The organism is Sutcliffiella horikoshii (assembly GCF_020524325.1).
Lineage (GTDB): Bacteria > Bacillota > Bacilli > Bacillales > Bacillaceae_I > Sutcliffiella_A > Sutcliffiella_A horikoshii_D.
Map to the genome: position 1 here is coordinate 1 of NZ_JAIVKY010000021.1, position 16,858 is coordinate 16,858.

General features: G+C 42.0%; 16 protein-coding genes, 1 tRNA gene, 1 rRNA gene, 1 other RNA gene and 1 other annotated feature. Of the genes, 5 read left to right on the forward strand and 14 right to left on the reverse strand.

Going from position 1 to position 16,858, the window contains the following annotated elements:
• Positions 1-367: 367 nt before the first annotated feature.
• The 7 genes from LC091_RS20175 to tadA form a co-directional block, all read right to left on the reverse strand.
• Entirely contained in the window at positions 368-631 is a 264-nt protein-coding gene (locus LC091_RS20175; protein WP_226683807.1) for a pro-sigmaK processing inhibitor BofA family protein, read from the reverse strand.
• A 112-nt stretch (positions 632-743) separates the two neighbouring features.
• Positions 744-956 carry a YaaL family protein gene (locus tag LC091_RS20180; RefSeq protein ID WP_226683808.1) on the reverse strand — a complete coding sequence of 71 codons (213 nt, stop codon included), beginning with the start codon at positions 954-956 and terminating at the stop codon, positions 744-746.
• Between the two features lie 52 nt (positions 957-1,008).
• Entirely contained in the window at positions 1,009-1,605 is a 597-nt protein-coding gene (recR, locus tag LC091_RS20185; RefSeq protein WP_010191339.1) for a recombination mediator RecR, read from the reverse strand.
• 10 nt (positions 1,606-1,615) lie between these two features.
• Entirely contained in the window at positions 1,616-1,942 is a 327-nt protein-coding gene (locus tag LC091_RS20190; protein ID WP_087942025.1) for a YbaB/EbfC family nucleoid-associated protein, read from the reverse strand.
• A 40-nt stretch (positions 1,943-1,982) separates the two neighbouring features.
• Entirely contained in the window at positions 1,983-3,674 is a 1,692-nt protein-coding gene (gene dnaX, locus LC091_RS20195) for a DNA polymerase III subunit gamma/tau (RefSeq protein ID WP_226683809.1), read from the reverse strand.
• A 306-nt stretch (positions 3,675-3,980) separates the two neighbouring features.
• An RNA gene (gene ffs / locus LC091_RS20200) (signal recognition particle sRNA large type) lies at positions 3,981-4,245 on the reverse strand.
• A gap of 98 nt (positions 4,246-4,343) precedes the next feature.
• On the reverse strand, positions 4,344-4,835 hold the full coding sequence (gene tadA, locus LC091_RS20205; protein ID WP_226683810.1) for a tRNA adenosine(34) deaminase TadA: 492 nt from the start codon (positions 4,833-4,835) through the stop codon (positions 4,344-4,346).
• Positions 4,836-4,920: 85 nt separating this feature from the next.
• Between tadA and LC091_RS20210 the strand changes: the two genes are divergently transcribed.
• From LC091_RS20210 to LC091_RS20225, 4 genes are all read left to right on the forward strand, one after another.
• Positions 4,921-5,463, forward strand: a complete 543-nt coding sequence (locus LC091_RS20210) for a cysteine hydrolase family protein (protein ID WP_226683811.1) — start codon at positions 4,921-4,923, stop codon at positions 5,461-5,463.
• 68 nt (positions 5,464-5,531) lie between these two features.
• Complete coding sequence (locus LC091_RS20215) at positions 5,532-6,842, forward strand: glycosyl hydrolase family 18 protein (RefSeq protein ID WP_226683812.1); 1,311 nt, start codon at positions 5,532-5,534, stop codon at positions 6,840-6,842.
• Positions 6,843-7,116: 274 nt separating this feature from the next.
• Positions 7,117-7,755: a deoxynucleoside kinase gene (locus LC091_RS20220; protein WP_226683813.1), complete on the forward strand. Its 639-nt coding sequence runs from the start codon at positions 7,117-7,119 to the stop codon at positions 7,753-7,755.
• A complete protein-coding gene (locus tag LC091_RS20225) occupies positions 7,755-8,423 on the forward strand; it encodes a deoxynucleoside kinase (protein ID WP_226683814.1) in 669 nt (222 codons plus the stop codon). The genes LC091_RS20220 and LC091_RS20225 overlap by 1 nt, the downstream gene beginning before the upstream one ends.
• A gap of 366 nt (positions 8,424-8,789) precedes the next feature.
• Here LC091_RS20225 and LC091_RS20230 read toward each other — a convergent pair.
• The 6 genes from LC091_RS20230 to guaB form a co-directional block, all read right to left on the reverse strand.
• Positions 8,790-8,882, reverse strand: a tRNA-Ser gene (locus LC091_RS20230).
• 96 nt (positions 8,883-8,978) lie between these two features.
• Entirely contained in the window at positions 8,979-10,256 is a 1,278-nt protein-coding gene (gene serS / locus LC091_RS20235) for a serine--tRNA ligase (protein WP_226683815.1), read from the reverse strand.
• Positions 10,257-10,343: 87 nt separating this feature from the next.
• Positions 10,344-10,579, reverse strand: a binding site (T-box leader).
• Between the two features lie 64 nt (positions 10,580-10,643).
• On the reverse strand, positions 10,644-11,219 hold the full coding sequence (gene pdxT / locus LC091_RS20240; protein ID WP_226683816.1) for a pyridoxal 5'-phosphate synthase glutaminase subunit PdxT: 576 nt from the start codon (positions 11,217-11,219) through the stop codon (positions 10,644-10,646).
• An 18-nt stretch (positions 11,220-11,237) separates the two neighbouring features.
• Positions 11,238-12,125 carry a pyridoxal 5'-phosphate synthase lyase subunit PdxS gene (pdxS, locus tag LC091_RS20245; protein WP_148990338.1) on the reverse strand — a complete coding sequence of 296 codons (888 nt, stop codon included), beginning with the start codon at positions 12,123-12,125 and terminating at the stop codon, positions 11,238-11,240.
• Between the two features lie 286 nt (positions 12,126-12,411).
• On the reverse strand, positions 12,412-13,791 hold the full coding sequence (locus LC091_RS20250) for a D-alanyl-D-alanine carboxypeptidase family protein (RefSeq protein ID WP_319003692.1): 1,380 nt from the start codon (positions 13,789-13,791) through the stop codon (positions 12,412-12,414).
• A gap of 126 nt (positions 13,792-13,917) precedes the next feature.
• Positions 13,918-15,381, reverse strand: a complete 1,464-nt coding sequence (gene guaB / locus LC091_RS20255) for an IMP dehydrogenase (protein WP_226683817.1) — start codon at positions 15,379-15,381, stop codon at positions 13,918-13,920.
• A gap of 140 nt (positions 15,382-15,521) precedes the next feature.
• Between guaB and LC091_RS20260 the strand changes: the two genes are divergently transcribed.
• A complete protein-coding gene (locus tag LC091_RS20260) occupies positions 15,522-16,481 on the forward strand; it encodes a YaaC family protein (RefSeq protein WP_226683820.1) in 960 nt (319 codons plus the stop codon).
• 304 nt (positions 16,482-16,785) lie between these two features.
• Here LC091_RS20260 and rrf read toward each other — a convergent pair.
• A 5S ribosomal RNA gene (gene rrf, locus LC091_RS20595) occupies positions 16,786-16,858 on the reverse strand; the annotation flags it as partial.

Genomic DNA, 16,858 nt, shown 5'->3' on the forward strand with positions numbered 1-16,858 from the left:
CTCCAATAAAGAGTCTGAGCTTTTGCTCAAAATTTGCTAGCTTGTGTTACTTAAAATCATTTTGTCGTGTTCCGTAGAACCGACGTTATGACGCTGTTGTTTTGTTTAGTTTTCAAAGAACTCTTTTTGTGCTTCTCTCGAAGCGACTTTATTATCTTACCACACACTCACGAATGAAGTCAACAACTTTTTAAAAATTATTTTTCGTTTATGTATGCGGTCGTTTGTGACAACGAAATATAATATACCATTTTTAATAAAGATAAGTCAACGGAAAAATAAAAAAAACCTCCCTTTTTTTATAGGAGGCAGTATTAACAGTTTATTAGACTTAACCCTCCACTAGAAAACAGGCAGTCTCTTCTTCTTATAATATATACATTTGAATGATTACCAATGAGATGACACCTGGTATTCCTAGCAGACCTGATACTGCGGCGGTAGCAGGATTGATTGGCACGTAAATGCCCATAGAATTTCCGAATGCATTTAAAAAGAATAAAAAGAGTGCACCAATCATTACTTTTACTAGCGCCTGTCCTGCAAAGCGCAACGGTTTGATAGGCGTCCCCACTATTAGTACCAGCAGGATCAGTCCGCATATCAACCCTATTACAAGTAACGGTTCCATATTATCCACTTCCTTTGCCAGCTTGTACTAAACTATATGAATGACAGATCGAGTTAAGAACTACCTACTTGAATAAGAGAAGAAACAAAAAAGCAGCTAAGGATCTCCCCAGCTACTTCTTTACCATACGATTTCGAACTTCCCTTAATAGAAAGAGATATTTCGCCTCTGCAATTTTCAATTGGCAGATGACTTCTTCAGAAGGATCGACGCTTTTATCAACCAAACTCTTTTGTTTGGACCACCGATTCTTACAGTCTTCTGTTGTTTCCATCAACTTGGCATCATATTGTTTTTTTAAGCGGTCTTTTTTTCGAAAAAACATAGGTTATGATAACCCCTTTGTCTGAGATCATGAATCGTTTCTTACATCTACCTTATATTTCCCTTCTTCCTTCAAGGGCTTTGGATAATGTTACTTCATCTGCATATTCTAAATCTCCTCCAACAGGAAGTCCATGAGCAATACGGGTCATTTTTATTCCGGATGGCTTTAATAGTCTAGAAATATACATCGCTGTTGCTTCGCCTTCAATATTGGGGTTGGTTGCAAGGATGAGTTCTTGCACTTCATCATCTTGCAATCGTTTAATAAGTTCCGGTATTTTGATATCTTCCGGACCGATTCCATCCATTGGAGATATTGCTCCGTGAAGGACATGATAGAGACCGTTATAGTCCCGCATCTTTTCCATCGCGATAACATCTTTCGTTTCCTGTACCACACAGATGATGGTTCTATCTCTTCTGTTATCCTCACAGATGTAGCAAGGATCCCTATCAGTGATATGTCCGCATACAGAACAATAGGAAAGGTTTCTCTTTGCATTCACTAATGCTTTTGCAAAGTCCAATACGGTATCTTCTTTCATGTTAAGTACGAAAAAAGCCAGACGAGCGGCCGTTTTCGGGCCGATACCTGGCAATTTCATAAAGCTGTCGATCAGCTTTGATATAGGCTCAGGATAATGCATAAAGGCCCTCCTAGAATAGTCCTGGCATGTTTAACCCTTTAGTGAACTGGCCCATTGTATCGTTTGTCAGCTCTTCCATTTTCTTAAGGGCATCGTTTGTTGCAGCAAGAACTAAGTCTTGTAACATTTCGATATCTTCCGGGTCTACTACTTCTTCCTTAATATTTACTTCGATGATTTCTTTTTGACCGTTCACTACAACTGTGACCATTCCGCCACCAGCTGTACCTTCCATTGTCTTTTCAGCTAGCTCTTCCTGTGCTTTCGCCATATCCTTTTGCATCTTTTGCATTTGTTTCATCATTTTTTGCATGTTACCCATTCCGCCGCCACGCATCATAATAAATTCCTCCTAATATGTTTTCATTTATTGGTTATTACTCTTTAATTTCTACAAGATCTGGACCGACAAGTTTCTTCGCTTCTTCAATGAACGGGTCATCTTGCGTTTCACTGCCCTCTTCATCATTTTTTTGTCCGCGAATAAAGCCTTCTCTGATCTTCAGCCATTCTTCTTCAGGAACAGCCAGCATGTCATATGAGTTTCCGGTAAGGTCCAGGATGATTTGTTCTAGGTTTTGCTTAACCGGTTCATCTGACGCCATCTTGCAATGTATCTCATATTTAAACTTTAACACAAAAGCACTGCTTGCTGCAGCTACAGGTTCACTGTCTGTCAATAATGCAGCATGGGAAACTTTATTTTGCTTGCGGAGTGCCTCCAGCAATTGTGCCCAGCTGCCTTTAATGCTCTCCAAGTCTCCTCTTGTTGCCTGCTTTAGCACTTCCTGAATGCGACCTGTTGCCGGCTTGAATCCATTTCTGGCGCCGCCGCCACTTCTTGCAGGTGCTTTGCTTGGTGCACTCGTTTTTGCCGCTCCTCCTGCATTTCCTGCCGCAAGCTCTTTTACTTTGCTTTCAAGCATGGCAATCTTTTTTTGCAAAAGATTTACCTGATCTTGATTTGCCGATTCCTTAGCATGGGATTCAAGCTGGCAAAGCTTCACAATCGCGACTTCCAGGTAAATACGCGGATGGTTGGTCCACTTCATTTCCTGTTGGCTTTTATTTAAGATATCAATCGTTTCATAGATTGTTTCTGCAGGGATTTCCTCTGCAAATCGTTGAAATGCTTGATCTACCTGTACCCTGTCGAGAATCTGTTCCAAGTTTGGCGCTGTTTTATATAAAAGCATGTCCCGGTAGTAGAAAATAAGATCTTCTAAAAATCTTGCAGGATCTTTACCTGATTGGAAAACCTGGTTCAAAGAATCCAAGGCTTCTGCCACATTTTTGTGATACAGACCGTTTACGATATCTGTCATGAAGCTTTGCGAGACAGATCCTGTTATGGCAAGTGCATCCTGGACCGTTAACACACCGTTGCTGAAGGAGATTGCCTGATCCATCAAACTGAGGGCATCACGCATCCCGCCTTCTGCCGCTCGGGCAATAATAGCCAGTGCTTGAGGCTCTGCTTCTATTTCTTGTGCTTGTAAAACAGTAGACAGCCTTCCAACAATCGACTCTCCCGTAATCCTTTTAAAATCAAAGCGCTGACAACGCGAGATGATAGTAAGCGGAATCTTATGGGGCTCGGTTGTGGCCAATATAAAGATAACGTGCTTTGGAGGTTCTTCTAACGTTTTAAGTAACGCATTGAACGCACCGATGGAAAGCATATGTACTTCATCTATAATGTAAACTTTATATTTTACAGAACTTGGAGCATATTTGACTTTGTCACGGATATCCCGAATTTCGTCTACCCCGTTATTGGAAGCTGCATCGATTTCCATGACATCTGAAATGGAGCCGTCTGTGATTCCTTTACAGGCGGAACATTCGTTGCATGGTTCCGCAACTGGTGCATATTCACAGTTTACTGCTTTTGCTAATATTTTTGCCGCACTTGTTTTTCCTGTTCCTCTTGGACCGGAGAACAAGTAGGCGTGAGAAAACTTCTGTTGAAGCAGGGCGTTTTGTAAGGTTTTGGTTATATGTTCTTGTCCCACGACATCTGAAAAGGTTTGTGGTCGAAAAACACGATATAAAGCTTGATATGCCACCAATATGCCCTCCTTCTTTTTTATCCTCTTTCATTATACCGTATGGCTTGTGGAAAATAAAATGTTTGTTCCATGTCTGTCGTTATTAATTACTTCTATATTGACCGTTCCATTCCGCTGCAGACACTCGCTTTCCGCAGGGCGCTGCTGGAGCCTCCTCGGCTTCGCCTGCAGGGTCTCCACCTAGCGCTACCTCCCGCCGGAGTCGATTGCCTTCCGCTCCAATCCACTAGTCTGCTTAACATTTTAAATATGAAAAAACTCACCCCATTAAATGGAGTGAGTTTGGTTTGTATTATTAAACTGCCGTGCACCTTCTGTCGATTAGTCACCATAAGCGTTACTCAAGCAGTTAGCTCGACCCAGGCAACCCTGCGGCACATGAGAGAGTCCGCTTAATGCTGCTTCCTTCCGGACCTGACATGGTTCACGGGTTCCCATTGCGCAGGACCCAGGTGTCAACACCACTTACTTGAGGCAGACCCTACAGTCTACTAACCTCGAGAAGGGATTCAGCCTCGCTAGAGCGGATTGCGAGTTCAGGGCACCGCTACCTCCCCGCTTAGCACGACAAAATTAAAACCATAAGTTGGTTGCGTCATTACCTCGACGCATAATTTAGTATAACGGGTATGTGAGAAAAATGCAACTGTCTGCTCCTGTAAATTATTAGGAGCTGGATTCACGGAGTTGTTGCTTCTTCTCTTTTTTCTGCTGCCGAAGCTTCCTGAAAAAGGAGGATAGCAGTTCCCCGCATTCTTCTTCCATTATACCATGTACCACTTCTGTCTGGTGATTAAAACGTGCATCTTGCAAAATATTCATCAGCGTACCCGCACAACCCGCTTTTGGATCCTTGGCACCGTATACCACTTTTTTGATCCTTGATTGGATGATGGCCCCGGCACACATGGGACATGGTTCCAACGTTACGTAAAGGATCGCTTCCTCTAAGCGCCATGTTTGCAGGGCTTCACACGCTTGATCAATCACCATAATTTCCGCATGTGTAATCGACCTTTGAGTGGTTTCCCTGAGATTATACCCGTTTGCGATGACTTTTCCATCATGCACAAGTACGGCTCCAATCGGTACTTCCTTAAGCGCCTCCGCTTTTTTCGCCTCTTCTATTGCCAACTTCATAAAATGTTCATCTTGCATTTTGGACCTGTCCCTTCTTTTACTCGCATATTTATATTCTCCACCTCTTTTCCATAGACTAATCTCTACGAGGTGATTTTACATCATGAAACAAACCGCCCTTTTAATTATTGATATTATTAACGATTTTAAATTTACACACGGAAGCATCCTGGCAGAAAAAACAACCAAGATTGTCCCAAATATCCAAGCAATTAAGGAAGTCATGAACAAGGAGGGACTTCCTGTTATCTATATTAATGACCATTATAACTTATGGCAGGCGGATTACGATAAAATCATGGATAAATGCAAGAACAAGTGGAGCGAACCAATCATGAAAGCATTATATCCAAGTGATGATGACTTTTTTCTGATTAAGCCGAAGCATTCCGCCTTCTTTGGGACGGCACTGCACACCCTACTTTCTCAACTTCACGTTAAAAAGCTTATTCTTACAGGACTTGCAGGAAACATTTGTGTTCTTTTCACAGCAAATGACGCCTATATGAGGGAGTTTAAATTAGTAGTACCAAGTGATGCTATAGCTTCTGCAGATGACCACGACCATACGTATGCATTACGAATGATGGAAAACGTGCTAAAGGCGGATGTCAGTCCAACAGCGAAGTTTCTAAACCAACAGTAAGGTTGCTTGCATGAATCTCTCGACCTGTTCATACATTGGTAAAGGATATTGAATAGGAGGGACGAACCATGCAAATACATGTAGTAAGCCAAGGACAGACGCTCAGCGGGATTGCACAGGCATACGCCACTACCCCGCAGGATATTATAGAAGCAAATGATCTTCCCAATCCCGATAGGCTCGTTGTCGGCCAGGCACTGGTAATCCCCATTGTGGGGCGTTTTTATTTTGTCCAGCAAGGGGATACCATTTTTTCCATAGCAAGAAGGTACAACACCACGCCTGAACAGTTAATTGAAATAAACCAATTAAACCCTGCCAACCCTTTACGCGTAGGGCTGCGTCTTTATATTCCTCCACAACCAAAAAGAGAAGCGGAGATCAATGCATATGTGGAGCCCCGCGGTAACACGGTATCTCAAGAATTACAACAGAGCTCGCGCAATGCCGCTCCCTATTTAACGTATCTTGCACCGTTCAGTTTTCAGGTGCTGAGGGACGGATCCCTAAAGGAACCACCGCTTACCAATCTGCCTGCCATTGCTGCAGAAGACAATGTCATCTTGATGATGGTGCTTACCAATTTAGAAGATGATGGGTTCAGTGACGAACTTGGCCGCATCATCCTGACAGACATGCAGGTCCAGAATAAATTCCTGGATAATGTCGTAGCTACTGCCAAAAAATATAACTTTAAAGACATTCATTTTGACTTTGAATATTTACGTCCGGCAGACAAGGAAGCATACAATACTTTCTTACGAAAAGCACGGGATCGTTTTAAAAAAGAAGGATGGCTCATTTCCACTGCCCTCGCACCAAAAACAAAAGCCGATCAAAAAGGAAAGTGGTATGAGGCCCATGACTACAAAGCACACGGGGAAATTGTCGATTTTGTTGTAATCATGACATATGAGTGGGGATATAGCGGAGGTCCACCAATGGCAGTCTCTCCGATAGGACCTGTTCGAGAAGTATTAGAATATGCCATCACAGAAATGCCCAGTGAAAAAATTATGATGGGGCAAAATCTATACGGCTATGACTGGACACTTCCATTTGTCCAAGGCGGAGAATTCGCTAAAGCGATTAGCCCGCAGGCAGCCATAGAACTTGCAGCCAACAATAATGTTGCTATTCTTTACGATGAAGAGGCACAAGCTCCCCATTTCAACTATACAAAAGAGGGCAAGGAGCACGAAGTCTGGTTTGAAGACGCACGATCCATACAGGCAAAATTTGACCTCATAAAAGAACTTAATTTAAGAGGGATCAGCTACTGGAAGCTAGGCCTGCCATTCCCGCAAAACTGGCTGCTGATCACCGATAACTTCAACGTCGTAAAAAACCCAACCGAGCGTTTCTATTACTACTACTGAGGACTGGGGCAACCCGGTCCTTTAATCTATGAGCAATAACTTAGTTGATCGTAGTGGAAGGCGGGAGGAAGGGACAGGGGAGACCCCACAGGCGAAGCCGAGGAAGCTCCCGGACCGCCCGCAGGCAAGTGAAGCGCCTGGAACGAGTATCGACTGTTACATCCACTCTCGACCTCCTTCAAATTCTTCCTCCACAACCCCCATATCTATGATAAAATGGTTATTGTCTGTCAAATTATTGATGTAGTCACATGCTTACAAAGGGGGCATCCTGGTGCAAGCAACACCATTTATAACAGTTGAAGGACCCATTGGTGTTGGAAAGACCTCACTTGCAAAAAAAATTGCAGAAGAGTTCCAATATCAATTATTAAAAGAAATAGTAGACGAAAATCCTTTCCTCGGTAAATTTTACGAAAACATCGACGAGTGGAGTTTTCAAACGGAAATGTTTTTCCTATGTAATAGATACAAACAACTAGAAGACATCGATCAGCATCACCTAAAGCAACACAAACCGGTAGTAGCTGATTATCATATCCTGAAAAACCTTATTTTCGCTAAACGTACACTAAAGGACAAGCAGTACGATAAATACCTTAAAATATACGATATTTTAACGGAAGACATGCCAAAACCAAATGTCATCATTTATTTAAATGCAAGTCTGGACACGCTACTAACAAGAATTGAAAAGCGTGGCCGTGATATCGAAAAGAAGATTGATCCACTATATCTTCAACAACTAAGTCTTGATTACGATGAAGAAATGGACCGCCTCGAAGAACTATACCCTTCCCTGCCGATCCTGCGCTTTAACGGAGATGAGGTTGACTTTGTACAACGAGATGAAGACCTACAGCGTATCTTCCAGCAGTTGAAAGATACCTTGAATAAAGGAGTTAACGTATAATGAATTTACGCCAAAAATACGGCATCCCTTCTAACGCGGTCATTACGATTGCCGGAACAGTGGGAGTCGGGAAATCTACGATGACGAATGCTTTGGCAAACGCCCTTGGTTTTCGTACATCTTTTGAAAAAGTAGACACCAATCCATACCTGGATAAATTTTACGCTGATTTTGAACGTTGGAGCTTTCATTTACAAATTTACTTTCTGGCAGAACGATTTAAAGACCAGAAAAAAATCTTTGAATATGGCGGCGGCTTTATTCAAGATCGCTCCATTTATGAAGACACTGGCATCTTTGCCAACATGCATTATGAAAAAGGAACGATGACACAGGTCGACTATGACACCTACACAAGCCTGTTTGAAGCAATGGTGATGACACCTTACTTTCCTCATCCAGATCTATTGATTTACCTAGAAGGAAGCTTGGATGATATCCTCGGCCGTATCCAAGAACGCGGACGCCCGATGGAACAACAAACGCCGATTTCCTACTGGGAGGAAATGCATGAGCGCTACGAGCGATGGATCAACAACTTCCACGCTTGCCCGGTACTTCGCCTAAACATCAACGAGTATGATGTTCTTAGCAATGAAGATTCCATCGAACCGATTATCGAAAAAATTTCCCATCATATGAAACAATCACAATTATTGAAAAAATAATATAATCATACAAAAGACCGCGGCCATTGCCCCGGTCTTTTTTTGTAAACCCTAGTTTTATGAGAAAACCTGTTGATTGAAGTGGAAGGTGCGCAGACTCCAGCGGGAGGAAGGGACAGGGGAGACCCCACAGGCGTGCCGAGGAGGCTCCCGGACCGCCCGCAGGAAATCGAAGCACCTGCAACGGAAATCAACCGTTTATAATTTTTATCAAAAAAAATAAGCTACCCTAAATGGGCAGCTTACAGATTGCCGAATAGATGACGTCGCTTCATCTAAGGCAATAAAAAAGTCGTTACTTCTCCATAATGTAACGAACATACTCCAGTTTATGCGCTATTGGTAAAAACTTAATTTAAAAATCAATGGCGGAGGAAGAGGGATTCGAACCCCCGCGGGCTTTGACACCCCTGTCGGTTTTCAAGACCGATCCCTTCAGCCGGACTTGGGTATTCCTCCGTATCGACAAAAAGTAATATATCATATTTTAGAAAAGGATGTCAACACGATACAAGAGAAGGATAGAGATTTTTCACTCTATCCTTCTAATGTTCACTATTTAGTCAAAATTTCTTTTCCACCCATATATGGACGCAATACTTCAGGAATGATGACAGAACCGTCCTCTTGTTGGTAATTTTCCATGATCGCAGCCACCGTACGTCCAACAGCAAGTCCAGATCCATTCAGCGTATGTACATGCTCTGGCTTAGCTTTTGGATCGCGACGGAAACGGATGCCTGCACGGCGTGCCTGGAAGCTCTCGAAATTACTGCAAGAAGAAATCTCACGGTATGTTTCCTGACTCGGGATCCATACTTCAATGTCATATTTCTTGGCTGCTGTAAAGCCAAGATCTGCCGTACACATGCTCAACACACGGTATGGAAGTCCAAGAAGTTGCAACACTTTTTCCGCATTGCCAGTCAACTTCTCCAGCTCTTCATAAGATTCTTCCGGCTTAACAAACTTCACAAGCTCTACTTTATTGAACTGATGCTGACGAATCAATCCGCGAGTATCACGGCCTGCAGATCCAGCTTCAGAGCGGAAGCAAGCACTGAATGCCGCATAATTTATTGGCAGTTGATCGCCACTTAAAATCTCATCACGGTGCATATTCGTAATTGGAACCTCTGCTGTTGGAACCAAGAAATAATCTTCTTTTTCAATCAAGAAAGCATCTTCTTCAAATTTAGGAAGCTGCCCTGTACCAGTCATGCTCGCACGGTTTACCAAGTATGGCGGTAACACTTCTGTATACCCATGTTCATCTACATGTAAATCTAACATGAAGTTGAATAATGCTCTCTCAAGTCTAGCACCTAAGCCACGATAGAACACAAAACGGCTGCCAGTTACCTTACCCGCTCGTTCAAAGTCTAAGACGCCAAGGTCATCCGCGATATCCCAATGCGCTTTCGCTTCAAAGTCAAAGTTTGGAACCTCGCCCCATTTACGAACTTCTACATTGTCATCTTCTGTTTCACCAACAGGAACACTTTCATGAGGAATGTTAGGGATAGATAAAAGTAGTAGCTCAAGCGCCTCTTCTACACCTCTCAACTCCTCGTCCAATTCCTTAACTTTGTCCCCTACTTCACGCATTTCCTTGATTAGGTGATCTGCATCCTGCTTTTCACGTTTCATCGTAGCAATCTGCTGAGAAACCTCATTACGCTTGCTTTTCAATTGCTCTGTCTGAACAAGAAGATCTCTTCTTTTCGCATCCAGCTCTTCAAAGCGATCAAGATCAGATAAATCTTCCCCTCTATGCTGAAGCTTACCCTTTATCTCCTCAAAATTCGCACGCAATAACTTCAAATCCAACATGTTTTAATTCCTCCTTTATTTACTTCCAAAATAACAAACAGGTAGTTCAACAGAAATCCCGTGAACACAAAAAACCCCCGTCCCCTAAATAGGGACGAGAGTTACATTCCCGTGTTGCCACCCTTGTTGAAAAAGACATCACGCCTTTTCCCACTTCATTCGATAACGGTAATAATCTTACCGAATTGACTTACTATGCCACTCATGACAATTCGGCCAAATGCTCAAGGATGGATTCGCAATTGTCATACATCGGTTCTCACCAACCACCGACTCTCTTAGAGTATGTGCAACCTGCTACTTTTTCCTATCAACGCTTTAACAATATTTTCTTATTAGATAATCTACTACAAGTTTCTCATACTTGCAATAGTTTTATACCCAGATTTATTTGGACTCTTTCACCATATTGACGAAATACTGTGTAATACGGTGGTCATCCGTCAACTCTGGATGGAACGAACAACCTAAGAACTGACCTTGACGAGCAGCTACGATACGGCCGTTATGCTTACAAAGAACCTCCACATCTTCTCCTACTTCCACAATATGCGGAGCACGGATGAAGACGCCGACGAAATCTTCAGCTATCCCTGCAATATCCAGTTCTGCTTCAAAGCTGTCGACCTGACGACCGAATGAGTTACGCTCCACCTTCGCATCCATAAATGCCAAGTGCGGCTCATCATAGCCAACAATTTCATTTGCAATCAAAATCAGACCGGCACATGTACCAAAAACAGGTTTGCCGCTTGCACCGAATTCGCGCAGAGGCTCCATGAATGAATACTTGTCAATCAGTCGGCGCATCGTCGTGCTTTCGCCTCCCGGTATGATCAGACCGTCTATTTCAGAAAGCTGTTCTGCTTTTTTTACTACAACCGCTTCTGCTCCAGATGCCTCGATGGACCTAACATGCTCCCGAACCGCACCTTGAAGTCCTAAGACCCCAACTTTCACCATACGTTAAAACTCCTTTACTTACCAGCCACGCTCTTGCATGCGATTTTCAGGTAATAGTGTAGAAATTTCGATGCCTTTCATCGCTGTACCCAATCCTTTGGACAGGCTTGCAATTAGTTCATAATCTTCGTAATGAGTAGTTGCTTCCACAATCGCACGAGCAAATTTCGCAGGGTTTTCGGATTTGAAGATACCAGATCCAACAAATACTCCGTCAGAACCCAATTGCATCATCAACGCTGCATCAGCTGGAGTTGCAATTCCGCCTGCCGCGAAGTTTACTACTGGAAGTTTACCAGTACGTTTGATTTCAAGTAGCAATTCAAAAGGAGCTCCTAGTAGCTTTGCTTCTGTCATCAATTCGTCTTCGTTCATTCCTACCACTTTGCGAACTTGTGCGTTCACTTTGCGGATATGACGAACCGCTTCCACGATGTTTCCTGTTCCTGGCTCACCTTTTGTACGAAGCATAGATGCACCTTCACCAATACGGCGTGCAGCTTCTCCAAGATCACGGCAACCACATACGAATGGCACTTTGTATTGACGCTTGTCCAAGTGATATTCCTCATCCGCTGGAGTCAATACTTCACTCTCATCGATGTAATCCACACCCATTGCTTCCAATACGCGAGCTTCTACGATATGGCCAATACGAGCTTTCGCCATTACCGGAATAGATACAGCTTTCATTACTTCTTCGACAATCGTTGGATCTGCCATGCGGGCAACTCCACCAGCTGCACGGATATCAGCAGGAACACGCTCTAATGCCATTACAGCAACTGCACCAGCTTCTTCTGCAATTTTCGCCTGTTCAGCATTGACAACGTCCATGATAACGCCGCCTTTTTGCATTTCTGCCATTCCACGTTTTACACGATCTGTACCTGTTTGATGTGTCATCGATAAGTCCCCCTATATGTATAAAATAATTTTTTCATAAAATGGAGCAAGTCCATATAATTTACTAACACGTTCTTTATTTTACCTTAAATTTTAGAAAAATCCTAATAAAATATCGAAAGATTACCCTACCACTATTTAGAAAGATTCGGCTTTTGATGTAACATTTCTTCTAGATGTAGTATTTCCCTGATAAACGAAATTACCCATAGGTCATCTATAAGGAAAATGCCTGAAAGTCCATCCTCTGTGAAGATGGGCCTTCAAGCATTATAAATCCTTTAAATTAAAATAATCCTTTAACTGCTCCAGCTACTGTGGACCAAAGATCGGAGAAAAATCCACCAACTGCACGCATGGATAATACAAACCAGTTCGCTTTTTCAACGCCTTCTTTTGTTACCAACTCTACTGTTGCACCTTCTTGACCGTTACCGAAAAGATACCCATAATCTTGGCCGCCTTCTTGTGTCACTTTCATCACACCAACGCTATCCCCTTCTTTTACCGGAGCTGTTAATTGCCCTTCTTCGTTAAGGATCTTTTCGTTGATTTCAAACTCAGGCTTAAAGTTATCTTTGTTGCCATCTTTAACAAGTGTCTTGAATGGTTCTTTTGTATGAATTTCTACTTTGTCTTCTTTCCCTTTCGTAACAGGAAGGATGGACTCGCCTTCAATTTGATACTCCCCAGGAAACAATTCTTGTACAGAATAACTACCGAAAGCATGCGTCATTAATTTTTTCGTTTCGATAAAACGGGAAATCTCGGTGGAGACTCCTTCATCGTTTGTTGTGTTCATTACAACAGATACTACTCTCATTCCATCTCTTTCAGCAGTACCGGTGAAGTTAAACCCGGCTGCATCTGTGGAACCTGTTTTTAATCCGTCAATACCTTCAAATTGTACCTTTAACTCTTCAGTGAACAACATCTTATTCCAGTTTGGCATATCAATCGCATCAGGTGTACCTTCTCTGAACACTTTGAATGGAATGCTTGCTGTTTCTAAGATCTCAGGATAATCAGTAAGTAGGCGGTGTGCTAGTCTTGCAGTATCCTTGGCTGAGAGAGTTGTTTCTGCATCTGCTGCAGTTCCCTCAGGGTACATCGGAACTCCACCTACTACTAAATCTTCATTGTTTAATCCTGTAGAGTTAACAAAATTATAATTTTCTAATCCTATTTCTTCCGCTTTCGCATTCATCATTTCTACAAATTTCGTTTCTGACCCTGCAATCGCCTCAGCCAGTGCAATGGTTGCTCCGTTTGCAGAATAGATTGCCATTGCTTCATAAAGTTCTTTAATCGTATATGGTTCTTGCTTTCTCATAGGGACATTGGATAGCTCAGGATACTTTTGAGATACAGATTGTGCATAGTCACTAAGAATCACTTCTTTTGACCAATCCAATTTACCTTCTTCTATCGCTTCAAGAAGTAAGTATTCTGTCATCATCTTTGTCATACTTGCAACAGGAAGTGCCTCATCTACGTTTTTTTGATAGATAATTTTCCCTGTACTAAATTCTATTAATATAGCTGCTTTCGCGTTTATATTCAGGAAATCATTTTCTTCTGCTTGAGCAGATTTACCAGGAAATATTGAAACCATAAGCGTAAGTACTAATAAACCGACGAACAATTGTTTAAAGCTTCTTTTCACCTTGTCTTACCTCCAGAATTTTTTCACATAGTCGTTATTTTATCACACTATGTCCAAAAAAAATAGACAGAGAAAGACTACTTCTTTCTCTGTCTATATATAAGACTAAACTCCTATACCCCTGCCTTAAACGGAATAGTTAGGGGATTCTTTCGTTATCTGTACATCATGCGGATGGCTTTCACGAAGCCCGGCACCTGTCATTTTCACAAATTGTGCATCTTCTCTTAATGCTTGTAAGTCTTTTGTACCACAATACCCCATGCCGGACCGCAGACCGCCAACCATTTGGTAAATAGTGTCTGCAACAGGTCCTTTATAAGGAATTCGTCCTTCAATACCTTCTGGAACGAACTTTTTATTATCTTCTTGGAAATAACGATCTTTACTTCCTTTTTCCATTGCACCGACAGAGCCCATGCCGCGGTACACTTTAAAACGTCTGCCTTGGAAAATTTCTGTGTCCCCAGGGCTTTCTGATGTACCACCTAACATACTACCCAACATAACGGCATGTCCACCAGCAGCAAGTGCTTTGACAATGTCTCCGGAATACTTGATTCCACCATCTGCAATGACGGAAACTCCGAGCTTGCGTGCCTCTGTTGCGCAATCATATACAGCAGTGATCTGTGGCACACCTACACCCGCAACTACTCTAGTCGTACAAATGGAGCCCGGCCCGATACCGACTTTCACTACATTTGCTCCAGCTTCTACTAAATCCCGTGTAGCTTCTGCAGTTGCAACATTCCCAGCGATAATATTCAAGTTCGGATATTTATCTCGTATTTTTCTCACTGTATCCAAGACACCTTGAGAATGACCATGAGCTGTATCCACTACAATTGCATCCACACTTTTTTGTACCAATTTCTCAACGCGGAGCATCGTATCTCCCGTTACACCGACTGCTGCACCAACCAACAAACGTCCTTGGTTATCTTTAGCAGAGTGAGGGAATTCAATCACTTTCTCTATATCTTTAATGGTAATAAGTCCTTTTAAAACTCCTGCTTCATCTACAAGAGGAAGCTTTTCAATCTTATACTTTTGCAAGATGCTCTCTGCTTCTTCCAAGGTTGTTCCGACAGAAGCAGTTACGAGGTTTTCTTTTGTCATGACATCTGAAATGGGAATAGAGAAATCCTGAATGAATCGAAGATCACGGTTTGTCAGGATACCAACAAGTTTTAGTTCTTCGTTGTTATTGACGATAGGAACTCCAGAAATTCTGTATTTCCCCATCAAATGCTCTGCATCAAATACTTGATGCTCAGGGGTTAAGAAGAATGGATCCGTAATTACGCCACGTTCAGAACGCTTTACCTTATCCACTTGTTCTGCCTGCTGTTCAATGGACATGTTCTTGTGAATAATACCTAAGCCTCCTTGACGTGCCATCGCAATCGCCATCTCTGCTTCTGTCACTGTATCCATCCCTGCACTGATAATCGGAATGTTTAATTGCAATGTTTCAGTTAACTTCACTTTTAAATCTACATCCCTTGGTAATACCTCAGACTTAGATGGAACCAAAAGAACATCATCAAATGTTAAGCCTTCTTTAGCAAATTTATTTTCCCACATGACAAAAATTTCCCCCTTCTTATTCTCGATAATATTTATAGTAGAGTATCAACTGGACAAAATACTGTCAAGGATAGTAACATAAGTTTATTTTTTCTAATTATTCTAACTATAATATTTCTCATGAGGACGTGGAATTATTGACAGCTCCATACTTGCATTTATTCTCCCCATTTCAATCAGTTGAAACCGCACAGAAATTATTAAAGAATTGTTATGGAAATCAACAGGTTGAACATTCCGAACAAAAAAGCTATCACAACGCCTATAGCTTTATTTATTATGTAGAGCATGGTCTCACATACCTTCAGCAGTCAAGCAATACTCCCACTTCCATAAAGCCAGTCCTCTTATTTTATGGAATGGTTCAATTGATAAAAGCTTGTCTATTAACCGTTGATCCCCTTTATCCGGAATCCACATCTGTCTTGGCACATGGTGTTTCAACAAGGAAACGAAAAAAACAAAGTTACGAGTTCATTCAAGATGAAGTGAAAATCCAAAAAAACGGACTTTTCTCGCACTTTAGCGACAAAATGTTCCATGTGAAACAAATGGAAGGAACAAAATATTCCATGCAAGAGTTGTTGTTTGCTATACCAGAGTTAGAAAGGACCATAAAGATTACCAAGAATAAAACTCCCTTTCTACCCGTCGGAAAAATAAAAGAAGATGTTATTAAAATTCCTCTTACCATTCTAGATGATTACAAAATGACTCAAGATCGATTTAAACAATACTTTAAAAAACAGACTAGTTATGAGTTTGACTCACAAATAAGAGATCATCTTCTCTTTACATGCAGCAAGAATAAAGGGCCTCTTAGCTGTTCGCCATTATTATTTCACCTTGAGGAGGAGGCCTTGTTTATTCCTAGAAAAAAAGAAAAACTCACTATTTTTCCTGAAGTACTTAACCATTATTTAATTTTATACAATTTAAGCATGATATGCCGATACGAAACAGAGTGGTGGGGCGAATTGCTTCATACATTTACCAGCAGTGATTTATCCTTGATCCAGCAGTTTCTAGATACAACATCAGCAAAAATTCCTTTTTATCTTCATGAGTATTTGGTAGAGGCGTTTGGGATTAATTGAACGGGAGGGCGGTATTGAGTTGTTATGGGTGGGATTTTACTTGCGGAGTATAGATGGGTGTTGGTATGAAATGGGGGGCCGGGTATGAGTATGACCGGCCAGGTGATGGTAAAGGAGGTTTTCGTTATACAATGACAAATCTTTCTCTTATTTCCCCGTGTTGGCACCGTTCCTCCTCTACGATGACAAATCTTTCTCTTTTCCATGGATTCTGTCATCGTTCTGCCTCAACTCACTCAAAACAGAATCAGAAAGCACAAAAAACCAGCGCCTAATCAAATAAGCACTGGTTTCCCATAAATTTGCCTGGCAACGTCCTACTCTCACAGGGGGAGATCCCCCAACTACCATCGGCGCTGAAGAGCTTAACTTCCGTG